The following is a 19,653-nucleotide window of genomic DNA, read 5'->3' as shown; positions in this document are numbered from 1 at the left end:
CATGGCAAAGAAGAAAGAAGTTTCGGTTGAACAAAAGTTAAGAGCATTGTATGATTTACAATTAATAGACTCTAGAATTGACGAAATTAGAAACGTTAGAGGTGAATTACCTTTAGAGGTGGAAGATTTAGAAGATGAAGTTGCCGGATTAAATAAACGTATTTCTAACTTAGCAGAAGATACTGCAAATTTAGAGACAGAAATCAACAATAAAAAACAGGCGATTGAAGACTCTAAAGCGTTGATGAAAAAATACGAAGAGCAACAAAAAAATGTGAGAAATAATAGAGAGTTTGACTCTTTATCTAAAGAAATTGAATACCAAGACTTAGAAATTCAATTGGCAGAAAAAAGAATTAACGAATACAAAGCTAAAATTGCTCAGAAAAACGAAATAATTGATGCAACTAAAGAGAAATTAGCAAAACAAGAACAGCATTTAGGTCATAAAAAAGCAGAGCTTGATGCTATCTTAAAAGAAACAGAAAAAGAAGAAAAGTTTTTAATAGAAAAATCGGAAGAATTTTCTAAATCTTTAGATGAGCATTTATTTAATGCTTATAAGAGAATTAGAACGAAAGTAAAAAATGGCTTGGCTGTTGTTGCTATTGAACGTGGAGCTTCTGGAGGTTCTTACTTTACCATACCACCACAGGTCCAATTAGAAATTGCAAATAGAAAAAAAATTACAATAGACGAGCACAGTGGACGCATCTTAGTAGATACTGCTTTGGCGAAAGAAGAAAAAGAAAAAATGGATAAATTATTTTCTGAAACTGTCTAAGAATTTTCTTTAGACACTGTCTATAATTTTGTTTCAAATAAAATTTCAAAGAAGCTGTCTCAAAAGTAAATTTAATTATCGTTTTGAGCACTACTTTCGATCAAAATATATTTTGATTGAAAGTAGCTAACGTAGTTATCGAAAAATCTAAAGTTCTGAAATTTAATGAATAAGATTTCTCCACAACGATCGAAATGACAAATTTTAATACTTTTTTGAGACAGCTTTTTTTTAAAACTTATTTCTATCGAATTAACTTTTTATACTTAATTCGTTTTGGCATTAAATCTCCTCCCAAACGTTTTTTCTTATTTTCTTCGTAATCAGAGAAAGAACCTTCAAAAAAGTACACTTGAGAGTCTCCTTCAAACGCTAAAATATGTGTACAAACTCTATCTAAAAACCATCTATCGTGACTAATTACAACTGCACAACCCGCAAAATTTTCTAAACCTTCTTCTAGTGCTCTTAATGTATTTACATCTAAATCGTTGGTTGGTTCATCTAATAAAAGTACGTTTCCTTCTTCCTTTAAAGTCATCGCTAAGTGCAAACGGTTTCTTTCTCCACCAGATAAAGTGGCTACTTTTTTATTTTGCTCGCTTCCAGAAAAATTAAATCGGCTTAAATATGCACGAGAGTTTACTTGCTTACCTCCCATCATTACCAAATCTTGGCCATCAGAAAAGTTTTCCCAAATGGTTTTCTCTGGGTTTATGTCTGAATGATCTTGATCTACATAAGCAATTTTTGCAGTTTCACCTACTTTAAATTCACCTGTATCTGGAGTTTCTTCTCCCATAATCATTCTAAAAATAGTGGTTTTACCAGCTCCATTAGGCCCAATAATACCTACAATTCCTGCCTGTGGCAAATTAAACTCTAGGTTTTCGTATAGCAATTTATCTCCATATGCTTTAGAAACTCCTGAGGCTTCTATAACATTGGTTCCTAAACGTGGTCCATTAGGAATATAAATTTCTAGTTTTTCGTCAACCTGTTTTTGGTCTTGACTCATTAATTTATCGTAGTTCTTTAAACGCGCTTTTTGCTTTGTTTGACGGCCTTTTGCACCTTGACGAACCCATTCTAACTCTCGTTCTAAGGTTTTTTGACGTTTAGAAGCTGTTTTGCTTTCTTGTGCCATTCTTTGCGATTTCTGGTCTAACCAAGAAGAGTAATTTCCTTTCCAAGGAATGCCTTCTCCTCGGTCTAATTCTAAAATCCAACCTGCAACGTTGTCTAAGAAATATCTATCGTGCGTAACTGCAATTACAGTTCCTTTGTATTGCGCTAAATGATGCTCTAACCAATGTACAGATTCTGCATCTAAGTGGTTTGTTGGTTCGTCTAATAATAAAATTTCTGGTTCTTGTAATAACAATCTACAAAGTGCAACACGTCTTTTTTCTCCACCAGAAAGTACTGCTATTTTCTTATCGGAATCTGGTGTTCTTAAGGCATCCATTGCGATTTCTAATTTGGTGTCTAATTCCCACGCGTTTGCAGCATCTATTTTATCTTGAAGATCTGCCTGTTGCGCCATTAGTTTTTCCATCTTATCTGCATCTGAATACACTTCTTCTAAACCAAACATGTCGTTTATTTTGTTGTATTCATCTAAAATAGCAACCGTTTCTGCAACTCCTTCTTTTACAACTTCTAAAACTGTTTTTTCTGGATCTAGTTGTGGTTCTTGTTCTAAATACCCCACTTTATATCCTGGAGAAAAAGTAACATCTCCTTGAAAATTCTTTTCTACTCCTGCAATTATTTTTAATAAGGTCGATTTTCCTGATCCATTTAAACCTAAAATTCCAATTTTTGCCCCATAGAAAAAACTTAAATAAATGTCTTTTAACACTTGTTTTCCTGTAGATTGGTAGGTTTTAGAAACCTTGTTCATCGAAAAAATTACTTTTTTGTCGTCGCTCATTTTTTATATTTTTTTATTGAAAACTGCTACTATAGATTTTATTTTTTTTTAAACTCTTCCTTTTAGTGCATTAAAAACCCAAGCTACTGCAAAGAAGCCAATACCTACTGCTCCAAACCCCCAACCTGCAACATCATCGTACCTAAACGCCCCTAAAGCGATTAAAGCCAATCCTACTAAAATCATAATAAAAGTTGCCCAAGCAAGCACTGTATTTTTATTCATTCCCATAATTCTTTCCTGTTCGTTAATAATTAGTTTACCGACAAATATCGCTAAATTATTTTGTTTGTTCAACTTGAAAAATAGCAAAATACATATATTTACTATGAAATAATATCAAAATAAAAAATTTCTTAAAACCAACCGATTTTTGGGGCAGAACCATAGAAGTATTTCATTGGTTTAATTTAGGTTAAAAACCAAAATGCTGTATTTAAATTCTCGTTTTCACGGGAATGACAATTTTAACGCAAAACCCAACGACTAAACAAATTGCTTAGGTAATTAATGAACCTAAAAAAAACTTATTTTTTTTTAGATTTTAAGGGTACTAAAAGTGATAGAGTATTTTGCAATAAAAGTAAAAAAATTAAAATCTTCTACCTCCTAATCCTCTATTTCTTCTATTTATAGATGGCGCTGTGTTTCTATTGCTTTTTGGTCTTTCTGGTAGTAGTTTTCTTTTTTCTCCTCTTTGATATTTTAACCATTTTTTAAACTGTCTTTTTGATAAGAAACTTTTTAAATCGCTATTTAAGGTTTCTTCATAAGCAGCTACACTGTCTCTAATGGGTAAAATAACCAATTGAATTTTTTTGGTTATTTTTTCTGCTAAATCTCTATTCGAGTACAACTGTTTTCCTAAAGAATTAATCGTTAACTCTAATTCTTGAAGTTTTGTTGAATTTAAAAAGGAAATTTTTTTTATTTTATTGTTATAACTTTTAAGAGAAGTAATTGTTTTATTTTCTATTACTGGATCTTTTACCTTTATCTTTTCTGGTACTTCAGAAAAATTATAGTAAAAAATACTGGCTGCATTTTTAGCGTTGTATTTTTGAAATTCTGGTTCTTCTTGAGAAAATCCGAATGCAGATTGAACCAATACACACAATAATAATATCTTTTTCATTATAAAAAATTTTAATTTTGTTCAAAAATAAGAAAAGATTACAATTTAGCAGCCAATCTTGCTCCTTGATTTATGGCTCTCTTCGCATCTAGTTCGCTTGCAAAATCTGCACCACCAATTACATGAACACTTTTTCCTGCGTCTAATAAAGGTTGATACAGTTCTTTAAACGGAATTTGCCCAGCACAAATAACGATATGATCTACTTCTAAAATTTTATTTTCTTCATTTTGAATGTAATGTAAACCTTGATCGCTAATTTTTGTGTATTGTACTTCTCCAATAAATTGCACCTTTTTTTTCTTTAAAGTCGATCGATGAATCCAACCTGTGGTTTTTCCTAAATTTCCACCAAATTTGCCCTTACTTCTTTTAAACATAAAAATTTCTCTTGGAGATGGATGGTATTCTGGCCTAACACCTTCAATTCCAGCTCTTGCCTCTAAGGTTTTATCAATACCCCATTCTTTTAACCAGGCATTTATATTTTGTGATGTAGATTCGCCTTCGTGCGATAAATATTCAGAGACATCGAAACCAATACCTCCTGCTCCAATAACAGCTACACGTTTTCCTACGGTTTTTTTATGTTTTAAAACGTCTAAATAGCTCAATACTTTTGGATGCTTTATTCCTTCTATTTTTAATTGCCTTGGTTTTATTCCTGTAGCGATAACGATTTCATCGAAGTTAGATGATTGTAAATCTTCCACAGAAACTCTGGTATTTAATTTTAAGGTTACATCATGCAGTTCTATTTGTTTTTTAAAATAACGCAATGTCTCATAAAATTCTTCTTTTCCCGGAATTTGTTTTGCGATGTTAAATTGCCCTCCAACTTCTTTATCGGCATCAAACAAGGTTACCATATGCCCTCTTTCTGCAGAAATTGTTGCGGCAGCCAAACCTGCTGGTCCTGCTCCTATTACGGCTATTTTCTTTTTATTTTTAGTTGGATTATAGTTCAATTCGGTTTCGTGACAAGCTCTTGGATTTACCAAACAACTGGCTACTTTTTGTTCGAAAACATGGTCTAAACACGCCTGATTACAACCTATACACGTATTTATTTCGTCTGTTCTTTCTTCCTTGGCTTTATGTACCCACTCTGGATCTGCCAAAAATGGTCTTGCCATAGAAATCATATCTGCATGGCCTTCCGCAAGAATTTTTTCGGCTGTTTCTGGCATGTTTATTCTGTTAGAAGTAATTAACGGAATTGAAATTTCTTCTTTCATTTTTTTAGTAACCCATGTAAAAGCACCTCTTGGAACAGCTGTAGAAATGGTTGGTATTCTTGCTTCGTGCCATCCAATTCCTGTATTTATTATGGTTGCTCCAGCTTTTTCAATTTCTTTTCCTAGTTGAACCACTTCTTCCCATGAACTTCCATTCTCTACCAAATCTAACATCGACAATCTGTAAATAATAATAAAATCTTTACCCACAGCTGCTCTTGTTTGTTTTACCAGTTCAATAGGTAAACGCATTCTGTTTTTATATTCTCCACCCCAAGCATCAGTTCTTTTATTGGTTCTTTTTACTATAAATTGATTGATTAAATACCCTTCTGAACCCATAATTTCTACACCATCGTAACCTGCTAGTTTAGAAAGTTTTGCAGAATTTACAAAATCGCGAATGGTTCTTTTGATTCCAGATTCTGATAATTTGAAGGGTTTAAACGGTGTTATTGGCGATTTTATTTTTGATGGCGCTACATTAAAAGGATGATATCCATAACGTCCTGCATGCAAAATTTGCATACAAATCTTTCCTCCTTCTTTGTGTACTGCTTCTGTTATTTTTTGATGCTGTTTTGCATGTTTCTTTGTGGACATTCTTGCAGAAAAAGGGGCTGTCCAACCTTGTATGCTTGGTGCTATTCCTCCAGTAACTATTAAACCTACTCCACCTTTTGCACGTTCTGCGTAGTAAGCTGCGATTCTTTCTATTCCATTTTTTTCTTCCTCTAAACCTGTATGCATAGACCCCATTAAAATTCTATTTTTTAAGATAGTAAATCCTAAATCTAAGGGTTCGAAAATGTGCTTATATTTCATAATATTGGAATTAGATTCTTTTTTCTGAGAGAACAACAGTTTTAAATTGAAATCTTATGATAAAAACGTAAGAAATCTTTGTTAATTTATTATGCATGCATAACACTTTGCAAGATATGTTTATTTTTTGAAAAGAAAAAGCCAAAGAAATTGATTCTTTGGCTTTTTTTAGCAAGAAGACTAAGCTCCTTGTTTCTGCATTGGGAAACTTTTTTTATATCTACCAGATTTTTGAAGTCTTTTAGGAATATGATTTTTATACCTACAAGTTTTTTTTGAAACCTTGCAGGATTATTAAAAAAATTACATCATTGGAACATCTATCACTAATAATTTACTCTGTTCTAAAGCTTTTATTGCGACTTTATTCGTTTCTGAAATTCCGATAGCATCTCTTCTATTAATTGTTTCGTTTGCGATTTGAACTTCGCCTTCTATCAGGAAAAAATAAGCGCCATTTTTTAGACTATATGTTGTTGCAAAACCATCCTCTAAATCTATCATGTAAATATAACCTTGCTGATTTATTGGCAAAGAACCTTCTACTTGTTTGTCTTTTGGCGAAACCAATGTTTGAAATTTATTTTTTCTTCCAGCTTCAGAAAATCGCTTTTGCTCGTAATTTGGTGTTACATTTTCTGTTTCTGGGATAATCCAAAGCTGCAGAAAGTTAACAGCATCTGTTTTAGAATCATTAAATTCGGAATGTGTTAACCCAGTTCCAGCACTCATTACCTGCACTTCGCCTACTTCTATAGCACGTTTATTATCCATAGAATCTTTGTGAGAAAGTACCCCAGAAATGGGTATGGAAATAATTTCCATGTTTTTATGTGGATGTGTTCCAAATCCCATTTTTGGCTGTACAACATCGTCATTTAAAACGCGTAGCATTCCAAAATTCATTCTTTCTGGATTTTGGTAACTGGCAAAACTAAATGTATGATATGATTTTAACCAACCATGATTTGCTTCGCCTCTTGTTATTGCTTTGTGAATTATTTTTTTCATAATTTTTATTTTTTTGCCACCTTGAGTGCAATTGAAAGGTTTCAAGATTTCTCGACTGCGCTCGAAATGACATTTTATAGTAGATTAATACAAATACCCCATTTTGCCTTGTTGAAAATCGCGCATTGCTTCTAAAATTTCAGTCTGCGTATTCATTACATAAGGGCCATATTGGGTAACTTTCTCTTTAATAGGGGCTCCTGAAAGAATTAACAAAGTACTCTCTTTTTTTGCTGTAAATTGAATAAAATTTCCATCTTGATTGAAAGTAATCATTTGGTTTGCTCCTTTTTGTAAAGTTTCTGAATCGTTTACCAAAATTTCTCCTTCTAACAAATAAATTAAAGATTGATGCTTTTCTGGAAGTTCTATTTCCATTTGCCCGTTTTCTTGGGCAATTGCCGTAAAAACATTTACTTTTGTTTGCGTTTTAACCAAACCTTTTTCATATGATTGAGTTCCTGCAATGATATTTAACTGTACTTTTTTATCTTCAGAAAATACTTTTGGAATTTGCTCGTCTTCTAAATGTTGATAATTTGGTGGCATCATTTTATCTTTCGCGGGTAAATTCAACCATAATTGAATGCCTTCTAACTCGCCCCCTTTTTTTACAAAGTCTTTTGTTGGTGCTTCTGCATGAATAATTCCACGTCCGGCAGTTGTCCATTGAACACCACCTGCTTTTACCACCATTTCATTTCCCAAAGAATCTCTGTGCAATTGTTCGCCTTTAAAAAGCAAGGTAATGGGTTCGAAACCTCTGTGCGGATGTGGACCTAAATCGAACGGATTGTTAAATTCTGAAATCGCATAAGGACCATAATGATGTAATAGCAAAAACGGATCTACATTTTCAATTCCCTTTGTTGGTAAAGGCTGACGTAATTTTATTGGCCCCATATTTACCAACGGACTTGTAACTTTATGTTGAATTGTTTTTTGTGTTTTCATAATTTCTAATTTATTTTCTCGACAAAAAAATCTTTTAATTTTTAAAAACAAGAAGAGTCTAAAATTTAATTATTTTCCAAGGAAAATAATTTTGCAATTTTTTTTATCGAATTTTGTCTAATAAATTACTTAATTGATTGGCTTCTTTCTCTGTTAAGTTTTCTAAAAAGGAAAGGTTTTTATTTACATCTATTTTAGAAAGTAACGCTAAACCTTCTTGAGTAATTTTTACATACACTACTCTTCGATCGTGTTCGCAGCGAATTCTTTCTATAAGGTTTTTCTCACACAATTTATCCATTAAACGTGTTGCATTTGGTGCACGTTCGATCATTCTATCTTTTATAACCTGAACCTTAATTTCTTTCTTTGCACCTCTTAAAATTCGTAAAATATTAAATTGTTGTGGCGAAATTCCATAAGGTTTAAAAAAATCGTTTTCTTTACTATTTAGCCAATTTGCGGTGTATTTTATGTTAATTAACGCCTTTGTTTTTTCGTCTTTAAAATTCGATTGTATGTCTTTAGAAATATCGCCCATATTTTTGTGTTCAATGTTCTTAGTTCAGAGTTTAGATTACATAGTTCAGAGTTCAGAGTTCAGAGTTCAGAGTTCAGGGTTCAGAGTTCAATATTTAAAATTAAAAAAATGTTGAATCTAACGAACTCACAATAGTGGAAACTTTAAATTTTAAACTCTAAACCTCGAACGATTATGCTCTTAACTTTAAGTCTTGCATAATTTTATTAAACTCTTCTGTTGTGGGGGTTAAATACACAGCATCATCTACAAATAATGTTGGAAATTTTGCTACTCCATTGTACAATTCTTTACTATGTTCTCTTGCGGCTACATCTTTTAAAATATCTTTGTAAACGTAAGAAACACCTGTAGAATTCAGAAAATTCTTAAATGCAACTGTGTATGCATGCCCTTGTTTTCCGTATAAAGTTATCTTCATATTTTAATTATGTACTAAATTTTCGAACTGCTCTATTTGTTGCGTTAATAATGCTAAATATTCGTTATTTATTATTTTACCTTCTTTAAAATTATCAGAAAAATTAGGCAAAGAAAAGGTAACCAATTCTTTAGCTGCATGTCTTGGAAAACGTTGTTCTGCTGCTGCCAAAACAAATTTGCCTCCCATACCTCCTGGAGAAGTTGCCATTAATAATAGTGGTTTTTCTCTAAAAACATTGTTATTTATTCTCGAACACCAATCAAAAATATTTTTAAAAGCTGCTGCGTAAGAACCATTGTGTTCTGCTAATGATAAAATAAAACCGTCGTAATTATCTAACAAATTAGATAGTTTGGTAATATCTTTAGGAAAACCATTTTCTTTTTCTTCATCTTCGCTAAACATAGGTACAGAAAAATCTCTTAAATCTATGATATCGAAAGCCGTTTTCTCTAAACTTTCTGCTGTAAATGTTACTAACTTTTTATTAATTGAGGTTGAACTTGTACTACCTGCAAATGCTAATATCTTTTTCATTTTTTAAAATTTTATATAATTGTTTAAATGTGTATCGCCTATTGGCTACAAACTGCAAACTGCAAACTGCCTACTGAATACTGCCTACTGAATACTGCTAACTATTTTTGTTTCTCCCTTTACCATTTTTGCGACTGGGCATTTGCCAGCAATTACTAGCAAACGTTTTCTTTGTTCTTCATTTATTTCTTTCGAAAAAGAAATTTCTTCACTTAAATGAGTACCATTTTCGTCTTTTATTTGCGAAACGTTTACGGTTATTTCGCCAACATCCCAACCTTTTCTTTCTGCATACATTCGCAAAGTAATGGAAACACAACTACCAATTGCCGTTAACAAATATTCTACTGGAGTTGGACCATTATCATCTCCACCAGCATTTACTGGCTCGTCTATTACAGCAAAATGATTTCTCATTTTTGCTTCTGCCAAATAGTTTTTATTGGTTAAAACTACTTTTGATGTTGTGTTATTTGCCATTGTTTATTTTTTTACTGAATATATAAGAAACTACTAATAATATAATTGCTATCAATGCTGTCATATGTCCGCCATCAGAAACCATATAATGAGCAAAAAATGCCAAAACAAAATTGAAAAAGAACCCTGCATACGCCCATTCTTTTATTGATTTGTTCGCGACAAACCAAATGGCAATTAATCCTAAAATTTTAGCAAGTGCTAATGGATAAACGATGTAAGTTGGGTACCCTAAACTTGTAAATGCTTGCTGAATTTGAGCATTATTAAAAAGATACATGCTAACAGAAAAAAGCATTACTAAAGTGAGTAACCCTGTACTTATATAATATACAATTTTGTTGGTTTTCATTTGAGTTTGGTTTTTAAATTGAGTGCAAAGTTACAAAATAAATATATATTTTCCAAGGAAAATAATTCTATGGAATATTATGCATTTGTTTTAATTGTAAAACGAATACCTTTTCTTGTTTGAAATTACTCTAAAAAAAAATGATGATTTTTTTTAATAATATACAATTCTTACAAAACATTATTATTTGTATCTTTGTGCAACAATTCTATTTTATGAAATTATTTTTTATCACTTTAGGTTTATTAGCACTTGCTGTTGTTGGAATTGCTATAAAAATTTGGGCAAAAAAAGACGGTAAATTTGCAGGTACCTGTGCCAGTCAAAACCCAATGTTAAATCAAGAAGGTGAAGCTTGTGGTTTTTGTGGAAAAACACCAGATCAGTTCGAAAATTGTTCTGAACCTCAACATAACTAAACCCTTTTTGTATTGATGATTTTACCTGTACTTTTCTACGCTTTTGTAGTTTTTGCAGGCATACAAATCGCATACTACCTATTTTTTACTTCTTTTTTATTTGCTGATGAGAAACAATCAAAGAAAATTGCAAAAGAAATACCAATTTCTGTAGTTATTTGTGCTAAAAATGAAGCTAAAAATCTACAAAAATTTCTTCCTTTTATTATTGAACAAAATTATTCAGATTTTGAAATTGTTCTTATAAACGATGCTTCTTCCGACGAAACACAAGAAGTTATGGAAGCTTTTAAAACAAAACATGCCAACATTAAAATAATTTCTGTAGAAAATATTGAAGCTTTTTGGGGGAACAAAAAGTACGCATTAACCTTGGGTATTAAAGCCACTAAAAACGAACATTTACTATTTACTGATGCAGATTGTAAGCCTGTTTCTAAAAGTTGGATTGCAGAAATGAGTAAGAATTTTACTTCAGAAAAATCGATTATTTTGGGGTATGGAAAATATGAAAAAAATAAAAGTTTGGTGAATTTATTTGTGCGTTTCGAAACTTTACTAACTGCCATTCAATATTTTAGTTATGCAAAATTGGGTTCTCCTTACATGGGTGTTGGTAGAAATTTAGCATACGAAAAAGCCGAATTCTTTAATGTAAAAGGTTTTATAAACCATATGCACATTAAATCTGGTGATGACGATTTATTTATAAAAGACGCCGCAAATAAAGAAAACACTGTTATTTGTACAACAGAAAATAGTTTTACGATTTCGAAATCTCCAAAATCTTTTAAAAAATGGTTTCATCAAAAAAGAAGGCATATTTCTACTGCAAAGCATTACAAATTTAAACATCAGTTTTTTTTAGGACTGTTTTTTGTATCTAAGGTTTTGTTTTTGGTTTTAGCCATTACTTTATTTTTTTACCATCCTTGGAAAATTATTTTACCAATTGTAATAGGCTATTACTTAATTCAGTTTTTAGTGGTTGGTTTTTCAGCAAAAAAATTAAAAGAACCTCAAATTATTTTTTTGCTACCTTTTTTAGAAATTGGGTTATTATTCTTTCAATTTAGTATATTTATCACTAATTTGATTTCAAAACCCAATCATTGGAAATAGACAGTACAAAAATTGAACAAAATATTAAGAAAGCGAAAAAAGGCAATCAAGCTGCATTTCGTTTTCTGTTAGATTCTTTTTGGGGAGATGTTTATAATTATCAATTAAAACGTACTAAAAGCGAGAATGATGCAGAAGATATTGCCATACAAACTTTTTCTAAAGCATTTGATAAAATCGACACTTTTAACGACCAATATGTTTTTAAAACATGGTTAATTGCCATTTCTAAAAATGTGCATATCGATTTACTTCGCAAACAAAATAGTTCTATCTCTGTAGAAACGACCCAAGAACAAGAAGATAAAATTTATTTGGTGGCGGATGAAAATCCTACTCCAGAAGACAAAATTATTCGAGAACAAAATTTAGCAAAATTGTTAAAAGATATTAAACAATTAAAACCTAAATACCAAGAAGTAATTCAGTTACGTTACTTTCAAGAGCTAAGTTACAAAGAAATCTCTAAGCAAATTAACGAACCCATGAACAACGTAAAAGTAAAGCTTTTGCGTGCTAAAAAGTTGTTGGCAGCAATTATTAAAGAATCTTAATTAGAAAGATTTCTTTTAAACTCTTTTTATAATGAAATAGAAAAGAAAAAAGGATGTTTTATTTGGGTAATTTCAAACAAGAAAGGGTATTAAAGGTATTATTTATGACGTAATTACATTATTCGGATGAAAAAATCTTTCTTACAATCTATAGGACCAGGCTTATTATTTGCAGGCGCTGCAATTGGGGTTTCTCATTTAGTGCAATCTACAAAAGCGGGTGCAGAATTTGGTTTTGGACTTTTATGGGCTTTGTTATTGGTACATCTTTTTAAATATCCATTTTTTCAATTTGGGCCACGTTATGCAGCAGCAACAGGAGAAACTTTATTAGATGGTTACAGAAAATTAGGAAAAGCTGTTTTAGTTGCTTATTACATTATTAATTTCGCAACAATGTTTACCATTCAAGCTGCTGTAACGATTGTTACTGCTGCTTTAGCATCGCAATTATTTGGAGTTACCAACGATTTGGTTTTATGGTCGATTATTTTACTATTTATAAGTTTAATATTTTTAGTGGTTGGCAAATATAAATTGTTAGACAATGCAATGAAATACATTATTGTTATCTTAACAATTAGCACTGTAATTGCAGTTTTAGTTGCACTTTTTAGCACCAAAGAAGCTTTTGATGTTACACAAATTTTACCTTCAGGAACTGTAGAAATTACATTTTTAATTGCTTTTTTAGGTTGGATGCCTGCACCTTTAGACATTTCCATTTGGCATTCTATTTGGTCTGTAGAAAAAGACAAAACAACTGTTTTAAAAACAAAACCAAAAGATGCCATTTTCGATTTTAACATTGGCTATATTGGCACTCTTTTTTTAGGAATTTGTTTTGTGCTTTTAGGTGCGTTGGTAATGTACAAATCTGGAGAAACTTTTTCGGATAAAGGAAGTATTTTTGCCTCGCAACTAATAAATTTATACACCAAAAATTTAGGCGATTTCTCTTATATTTTTATTGCAATTGCAGCCTTTACAACCATGTTTAGTACCACAATTACTACTTTAGATGCTTCTCCAAGAGCCATGAATAGAACTACAAAACTATTATTTAATAAAGAGTTAAAATATGGCTATTGGTTTTGGATTGTTTTTCTTTTTGTGGGCACTTTTTTAATCTTAAAATACTTTATGGATAATATGGGACTTTTGGTAAAAGTTGCCACTATTTTATCTTTTTTAACAGCCCCTTTTTATGCAATTTTAAACTACCTTTTAATCACAGGAAAACACACCCCTAAAAAACATCAACCCAATATCTATTTAAAAATTTTAAGTATTGTTGGCATAGTATTTTTAGTGGGTTTTAGTATTTGGTTTTTAATAAATATGTAAAATATTTGTTTATGTTTATACCCATTAGTTGAAAAATTGGCAGATGATATTAAAAACAGTGATTTTAAAATTCAATATTATTAAAAAAAATAGAGTTTAAAAAAAAAGAAATTTTAGCTTCAGAAAACTTATTCGAACAAGAAAAGAAAGCTAAAATTATTTCCTTAGAAAAAACGTATCATTGGAAAAGAAAACTTGCAGAATACTGTAACTTTTAACTTTTCTTTTCTGTTTTTTACTTCGTATCTTTGCAGTCTAATAAAGAACGAAAATGGCTGTAAACTCTGTAATTCTTCCTGAAAGACCTAAAAAACCAAAATGGTTGCGTGTAAAATTACCTGTGGGTAAAAAATATACAGACTTAAGAGGTTTGGTCGATAAATACAAACTCAACACCATTTGCACAAGTGGAAGTTGCCCTAACATGGGCGAATGTTGGGGAGAAGGAACTGCAACCTTTATGATTCTTGGAAACATTTGTACCCGTTCTTGTGGTTTTTGCGGTGTAAAAACAGGAAGACCAGAAACTGTAGAATGGGATGAGCCAGAAAAAGTGGCACGTTCTATAAAAATTATGAGCATAAAACACGCTGTAATAACTTCTGTAGATAGAGACGACTTGAAAGATGGTGGTTCTATTATTTGGGCAGAAACTGTAGAGGCGATTCGTAGAGCAAACCCGAATACCACTTTAGAAACGTTAATTCCAGATTTTCAAGGGAATACAAAACAGATAGATAGAATTATAGAAGTGCATCCGGAAGTGGTCTCTCATAATATGGAAACCGTTAGAAGGCTAACACGCGAAGTTCGTATTCAGGCAAAATACGATAGAAGTTTGGCTGTTTTAAAATATTTAAAAGAAAACGGAATGAGAACTAAAACAGGTTTAATGTTAGGTTTGGGCGAAACCGAAGAAGAAGTAATACAAACCATGAAAGATTTGCGTGAAGTAAATTGCGATGTTATTACGATTGGGCAATATTTACAACCTACAAAAAACCATTTGCCTGTAAAAGAATTTATAACTCCAGAGCAATTTAAAAAATACGAAACCTTAGGTTTAGAAATGGGCTTTATGTATGTAGAAAGTGGTGCTTTGGTGCGTTCTTCTTACAAAGCGCACAAACATGCTGTATAATTGTTAAAAAAATCAAAAAACATTCGTTCAAATAGTTTTTGGCACACAGATTGTAAAGTATAATTTGAAGAGACGTAGTAAACCTCTTTTGGTGTAAGTTATTTGAATTAGTTAGTTAAAAAACCATCTCTTGCAAGATGGTTTTTTAATATTTGTAGTTTCTAAACACGAACGTCATTTATAGTATAAAACTTTTCATATAAATAGCAAATCGATTGCAGTCGAGATTTATTTGAAAATGCTCCTTTTACAACGGTTCTTTAAACTTCGTTTGCTACTTTCAATCAAAATATATTTTAATTTCAGTAATACTTAAACGAACAAATAAACAAACCTTTGATTTTAAAGTAACTACGTGTTTTTATATCTAACTCAACTTAATAATCAGGTTAATAAAAAATTTCTTAAAACCAACTATCTTTGAGACAAAGCTAAAGCACTATTTCGCTGATTTCATTTTCGCATAAAAAAAATCAAAATTTTGTATTTACGTTCCTGTTTTCAAGGAAATGAGAATTTTAACACAAACCCCAATCGATTAAGGTCTAGATTGAATCTCTTTTGCTATTGCTTGTACCTCGTCTAAAACTCTTAGTAAATTTCCATTCCATAATTTTTCTATTTCTTCTTCTGTGTAACCTCTTTTTACCAATTCTTTGGTTACATTAAAAGTTTCAGAAGCATCATTCCAGCCATCTACTCCACCTCCACCATCAAAATCGGAACTTATTCCAACATGGTCAATTCCTATTTTTTTTACCAAATAATCGATATGATCTACAAAATCGGCTACGTTTACTGGAGAAACTTTCTTCGTTTTTAAGATTTCTTTGGCTTCTTCTGTTAAACGTTTGTAGTTTTTATCGAAAATTGCTCTATCAGATTTGTTTAACTTCGTAATTGCTTCCCAAGAAAGCAATTTTATATTTTGTGCTTTTGCAAGCTCATTTCTAACTTTATTTAATTCGTCTCTGTATTTTTTATCTTTTTCTGTATTTACATAAGAACGAAATGCAACAGTTTGTACAACTCCACCATTTTCTTTTAACCAGCCCAATTGTTCGTCATCTAAATTTCTACTGTGGTTACACAAAGCTCTTGCAGAAGAATGCGAGGCTATAATTGGTGCTTTAGAAAGCGCGATCATATCTTTCATTGCTTTTTTAGAAGGATGCGAAACATCAATCATCATTCCCCATTTGTTCATTTCTTTAATTACTTTTTTACCCAAATCGCTTACACCATTATGCAACCAAACACCATCATTTTCTCCAGTATTAGAATCACAAAACTGGCTATGTCCATTATGTGAAAGCGACATATATCTTGCTCCTAAATCGTAAAATTGTTTTACTCTAGAAATATCTGTACCTATTGGATAGGCGTTTTCTACCCCAATCATGGCTACTTTTTTTCCAGATGCATAAATTTCTTTGGCTTCTTTAGAATTTACAGCCAAAGCAATTCTATCTGGAGCAATGTCTTTAGTTAATTTATGAATCGCTTTAAACTTGCTCATCGCATTTTTATAAGCCTTGTCATACCCTTCTTCTGTTAACTCTCCTTGACCAGTATATACTATAAAAAAAGCAACATCTAAACCACCCTCTTCCATATTGGGTAAATTTACCTGATTGTTTAATTTTTGCGAATAATTAATGCTATCTGTAAAGTTAGAAACATTAATATCTACATGCGTATCTAACGTCATAACTTTATCGTGCATACGTTTTGCCTTGGTTTCTAAATCTTCCTCTTCTTTGGTTTCCTTGCAAGAAATTAATACCAATAAAACAGCAAGCGTTTTTAGGTGTTTCATAAATTTATGTTGATTAAATTTTGGTTAAAATTAAGAATTTAAATAAAAATAGTCCATCAATAAGGTTTCGACTGTGCACAACCAAAAATTGAGATCAGCATTTAAAACTTTAAATTTTTAACAAAGAACTTTAAACCAATTTACATCGCACTTATAATATCGTACTTCGTAATAATATGGTGATTTCCGTTTTCTAAATCTACCAAAACGGCTTGATTCTCTTTGGTTATCAATTTAGAAATCGCATCGATTTTTGCAGATTTTTTTACAATTGGATACGGTTTTCCCATAATTTCTTTAATAGGCTTGTCTGCAATATTTTTATTGGCAATAAAATTATGTAATAAAACAGATTCGTCTATAGAACCCACAAAACCGTTGATGTCTTTTACAGGAATTTGCGAAATTTTAAAATCGCGCATTCTTTCAATGGCATGCGAAACCAGTTCTTCTGTTTGTACCGAAATTAGCTCTCTTTTTTCGTTAGTTTTTACCAAATCTGCAGCAGTTTTAATATCTTCTTCTAAGAAACCTCTGTCACGCATCCAATCGTCGTTAAACATTTTACCTACATATCTGCTTCCATGATCGTGAAACAATACAACCACCACATCGTCTTTTGTAAAGTGTTCTTTTAGTTGTAACAATCCTTTGATGGCAGAACCTGCAGAATTCCCCACAAAAATTCCTTCTTCTTTGGCAATTTTTCTGGTGTAAACAGCTGCATCTTTATCGGTAACTTTGGTAAAACCGTCAATTAAAGAAAAATCGACATTTTTGGGTAAAATATCTTCTCCAATTCCTTCTGTAATGTATGGGTAAATTTCATTCTCATCAAAAATACCCGTTTCATGGTATTTTTTAAACACAGAACCATAGGTATCTACGCCCCAAATTTTAATATTCGGGTTTTTCTCTTTCAAGTATTTTGCAACGCCAGAAACCGTTCCTCCAGTTCCAACACCCACCACAAAATGAGTAATTTTTCCATCGGTTTGTTCCCAAATTTCTGGACCCGTTTGTTCGTAATGTGCAATAGCGTTACTTGGGTTGTCGTACTGATTTACATACCAAGAATTTGGTGTTTCTGCTCCCAAACGTTTCGAAACCGAATAATAAGAACGCGGATCTTCTGGATCTACGTTTGTTGGACACACAATTACCTCTGCACCAACTGCCCGTAAAATATCCATTTTTTCTTTCGATTGCTTGTCCGATATTACAAAAATACATTGGTAACCTTTAACAATGGCAGCCAAAGCCAAACCCATTCCTGTGTTTCCAGACGTACCTTCGATAATGGTTCCTCCTGGTTGTAAACGTCCATCTGCTTCTGCGTCTTCAATCATTTTTAACGCCATTCTATCTTTTACAGAATTCCCAGGATTAAACGTTTCTACTTTCGCCAGCACCAAAGCCTCTACTTCTTTTGTAACCGAATTTAACTGTACCAAAGGTGTATTTCCAATGGTTTCTAATATATTTTTTGCGTATTTCATGTCGTAAATTGTTAATCACAAAGATAAATTATTTTTTGGGCGTTCCCTAAAGGTCGTGCTTTCATTACTCGCTTTTAACACTTTTTAAGAAGTGTTAAAGAGCTCAAACATGCCATTCAATCACTAACGCAAACTGTCTAAATGCTAATTTCTATGCCAAAAGTTATTAGATTATCTACCTTAGCCATTGTAGCAATGGTTTACACTTTTTTTATGCCAAAGAAAACACAAAAAGCAAATGTCTTTCGACTTTGTACAAAATAAACTTCAAGTACAACTTTTAGAGAATGCCTAAAAATTAAGCAAACTTAATCGATTTTGATGGGTTTATTTTTGTAATAATATAAGAAGGAATGATTAGCATTAAAAAGCACATTAAAAGTGTTCCTAAATTTAACAAAATAATTGCTTTTAAAGAAATATAAACTGGCATAACACTTACATAATAAGTTTCTGGATTTAAAGTAATTATTTCGAAAAAATACTGAATTCCAATGATGACCAATCCAATGATATTTCCCCAGAAAAGTCCTTTTAAAATAAGGTACGAAGCATTGTATAAAAACACTTTTCGAACACTTGTATTTGTGCTTCCTAAGGCTTTTAAAATGCCTATCATTTGCACGCGTTCTAGAATTAGAACCAGTAATGCAGTAATCATATTTATGCCTGCAACAAAAATCATAATAACAATAATTACCCAAACATTATTATCGAACAATTTAATCCAATCGAAAACAGTTTGGTTCATCTCTATAATGGTTTTGCTATTTAAAGTAGCACCAGTTTTACTATAAATTTCGTCTCCTTTTTCTTTAATTTCATCGAAATTATCGAGTAAAACCTCAAAACCACCAACCTGATTTTCGGTCCATTTATTTAGTTTTTGCACTTCTCTAATATCGCCAATCATCATATTTTTATCAAATTGCGCAAAACCAGTGTTGTAAATTCCTGTAATTACATATTTTTTATTGGTAGGCAATTTACTTGTAGATGTTTTTAAAAATGTCGCGTTAATTGTATCATTCAGTTTTAATTGCAATCGATCTACAATGGTTTTCGATAATAACACATCTCTTGTTCTTGGTTGGTTAAAATCTGGTAATTTTCCCTCAATTATGTATTCTTCGAAAAAAGTCCAATCGTAATCAGATGAAACTCCTTTAAAAATAATGCCTTCAAAATCGGTTTTTGTTCTTAGAATACCTGCTTTGTTTGCAAATATTTGTACATTTTTTATGCCTTTTATATCTTTAAATTCTGGATAAAAATCTTGATGAATATCAATAGGCGTAGTAGAAACGTCGGAATTATTATTATCATAATTCACAATTTGAACATGCCCTTTAAAACCCGCAATTTTATCGCGAATTTTCCCCTGAAAGCCAGAGGCGATTGCCACAGCAATTAACATTACCGCAATTCCTAATGAAATTGCAGTGATTGCAATTTTTATTATTGGCGACGAAATGCTATTTTTATACTTTTTGCCAGCGATAATGCGTTTTGCAATAAATAACTCGTAATTCAAA

Annotated in this window: 20 protein-coding genes; 6 read left to right on the top strand and 14 right to left on the bottom strand. The window is 31.6% G+C overall.

All coding sequences use genetic code 11. From position 1 onward, the window contains the following. Nucleotide 1: 1 nt before the first annotated feature. Nucleotides 2–784, top strand: a complete 783-nt coding sequence (locus tag JL193_RS15815; protein WP_207971691.1) for a zinc ribbon domain-containing protein — start codon at nucleotides 2–4, stop codon at nucleotides 782–784. Between the two features lie 244 nt (nucleotides 785–1,028). Here the strand turns inward: JL193_RS15815 and ettA are convergent, their stop codons facing one another. From ettA to JL193_RS15760, 11 genes are all read right to left on the bottom strand, one after another. Then, nucleotides 1,029–2,720 (bottom strand): energy-dependent translational throttle protein EttA, encoded by a 1,692-nt coding sequence (ettA, locus tag JL193_RS15810; RefSeq protein WP_207971690.1) that lies wholly within the window; start codon nucleotides 2,718–2,720, stop codon nucleotides 1,029–1,031. 48 nt (nucleotides 2,721–2,768) lie between these two features. After that, entirely contained in the window at nucleotides 2,769–2,951 is a 183-nt protein-coding gene (locus JL193_RS15805) for a CAL67264 family membrane protein (RefSeq protein ID WP_207971689.1), read from the bottom strand. A gap of 361 nt (nucleotides 2,952–3,312) precedes the next feature. Beyond that, a complete protein-coding gene (locus JL193_RS15800; RefSeq protein ID WP_207971688.1) occupies nucleotides 3,313–3,855 on the bottom strand; it encodes a hypothetical protein in 543 nt (180 codons plus the stop codon). Between the two features lie 38 nt (nucleotides 3,856–3,893). Further along, a complete protein-coding gene (locus tag JL193_RS15795; protein WP_207971687.1) occupies nucleotides 3,894–5,918 on the bottom strand; it encodes an NADPH-dependent 2,4-dienoyl-CoA reductase in 2,025 nt (674 codons plus the stop codon). A 303-nt stretch (nucleotides 5,919–6,221) separates the two neighbouring features. Next, on the bottom strand, nucleotides 6,222–6,929 hold the full coding sequence (locus JL193_RS15790) for a pirin family protein (protein WP_207971686.1): 708 nt from the start codon (nucleotides 6,927–6,929) through the stop codon (nucleotides 6,222–6,224). Nucleotides 6,930–7,013: 84 nt separating this feature from the next. After that, entirely contained in the window at nucleotides 7,014–7,883 is an 870-nt protein-coding gene (locus JL193_RS15785; RefSeq protein WP_207971685.1) for a pirin family protein, read from the bottom strand. 103 nt (nucleotides 7,884–7,986) lie between these two features. After that, the gene (locus JL193_RS15780) at nucleotides 7,987–8,424 is read right to left on the bottom strand and encodes a MarR family winged helix-turn-helix transcriptional regulator (protein WP_207971684.1); all 438 of its coding nucleotides are present in this window, start codon (nucleotides 8,422–8,424) and stop codon (nucleotides 7,987–7,989) included. A 172-nt stretch (nucleotides 8,425–8,596) separates the two neighbouring features. Further along, a complete protein-coding gene (locus tag JL193_RS15775) occupies nucleotides 8,597–8,845 on the bottom strand; it encodes a glutaredoxin family protein (RefSeq protein WP_207971683.1) in 249 nt (82 codons plus the stop codon). 3 nt (nucleotides 8,846–8,848) lie between these two features. Next, on the bottom strand, nucleotides 8,849–9,385 hold the full coding sequence (locus JL193_RS15770; protein ID WP_207971682.1) for an NADPH-dependent FMN reductase: 537 nt from the start codon (nucleotides 9,383–9,385) through the stop codon (nucleotides 8,849–8,851). A gap of 84 nt (nucleotides 9,386–9,469) precedes the next feature. Next, nucleotides 9,470–9,865, bottom strand: coding sequence for an OsmC family protein (locus JL193_RS15765; protein ID WP_207971681.1), 396 nt, complete (start codon nucleotides 9,863–9,865; stop codon nucleotides 9,470–9,472). Beyond that, the gene (locus JL193_RS15760; RefSeq protein ID WP_207971680.1) at nucleotides 9,855–10,217 is read right to left on the bottom strand and encodes a DoxX family protein; all 363 of its coding nucleotides are present in this window, start codon (nucleotides 10,215–10,217) and stop codon (nucleotides 9,855–9,857) included. The genes JL193_RS15765 and JL193_RS15760 overlap by 11 nt, the downstream gene beginning before the upstream one ends. Before the next feature lie 215 nt (nucleotides 10,218–10,432). Here JL193_RS15760 and JL193_RS15755 point away from each other — a divergent pair, with 215 nt between their 5' ends. The 5 genes from JL193_RS15755 (at nucleotide 10,433) to lipA (ending at nucleotide 14,800) form a co-directional block, all read left to right on the top strand. Next, complete coding sequence (locus JL193_RS15755; RefSeq protein WP_207971679.1) at nucleotides 10,433–10,636, top strand: membrane or secreted protein; 204 nt, start codon at nucleotides 10,433–10,435, stop codon at nucleotides 10,634–10,636. 15 nt (nucleotides 10,637–10,651) lie between these two features. After that, complete coding sequence (locus tag JL193_RS15750; RefSeq protein WP_207973505.1) at nucleotides 10,652–11,758, top strand: glycosyltransferase; 1,107 nt, start codon at nucleotides 10,652–10,654, stop codon at nucleotides 11,756–11,758. Then, nucleotides 11,749–12,312 (top strand): RNA polymerase sigma factor, encoded by a 564-nt coding sequence (locus JL193_RS15745; RefSeq protein ID WP_207971678.1) that lies wholly within the window; start codon nucleotides 11,749–11,751, stop codon nucleotides 12,310–12,312. Before JL193_RS15750 ends, JL193_RS15745 begins: the two co-directional genes overlap by 10 nt. A 126-nt stretch (nucleotides 12,313–12,438) precedes the next feature. After that, nucleotides 12,439–13,659: an Nramp family divalent metal transporter gene (locus JL193_RS15740; protein ID WP_207971677.1), complete on the top strand. Its 1,221-nt coding sequence runs from the start codon at nucleotides 12,439–12,441 to the stop codon at nucleotides 13,657–13,659. A 271-nt stretch (nucleotides 13,660–13,930) separates the two neighbouring features. Continuing rightward, nucleotides 13,931–14,800, top strand: coding sequence for a lipoyl synthase (gene lipA / locus JL193_RS15735; protein ID WP_207971676.1), 870 nt, complete (start codon nucleotides 13,931–13,933; stop codon nucleotides 14,798–14,800). 538 nt (nucleotides 14,801–15,338) lie between these two features. Here lipA and JL193_RS15730 read toward each other — a convergent pair. The 3 genes from JL193_RS15730 to JL193_RS15720 form a co-directional block, all read right to left on the bottom strand. Next, nucleotides 15,339–16,619 (bottom strand): dipeptidase, encoded by a 1,281-nt coding sequence (locus tag JL193_RS15730; RefSeq protein ID WP_207971675.1) that lies wholly within the window; start codon nucleotides 16,617–16,619, stop codon nucleotides 15,339–15,341. 140 nt (nucleotides 16,620–16,759) lie between these two features. Beyond that, entirely contained in the window at nucleotides 16,760–18,118 is a 1,359-nt protein-coding gene (locus JL193_RS15725) for a pyridoxal-phosphate dependent enzyme (RefSeq protein WP_207971674.1), read from the bottom strand. A 298-nt stretch (nucleotides 18,119–18,416) separates the two neighbouring features. Beyond that, on the bottom strand, nucleotides 18,417–19,652 hold the full coding sequence (locus JL193_RS15720) for an ABC transporter permease (protein ID WP_207971673.1): 1,236 nt from the start codon (nucleotides 19,650–19,652) through the stop codon (nucleotides 18,417–18,419). Nucleotide 19,653: the final 1 nt, after the last annotated feature.

The organism is Polaribacter batillariae (assembly GCF_017498485.1).
Lineage (GTDB): Bacteria > Bacteroidota > Bacteroidia > Flavobacteriales > Flavobacteriaceae > Polaribacter > Polaribacter batillariae.
The sequence above is the reverse complement of the archived record's forward strand: the minus strand, read 5'-3'. Positions and strand labels throughout refer to the sequence as shown.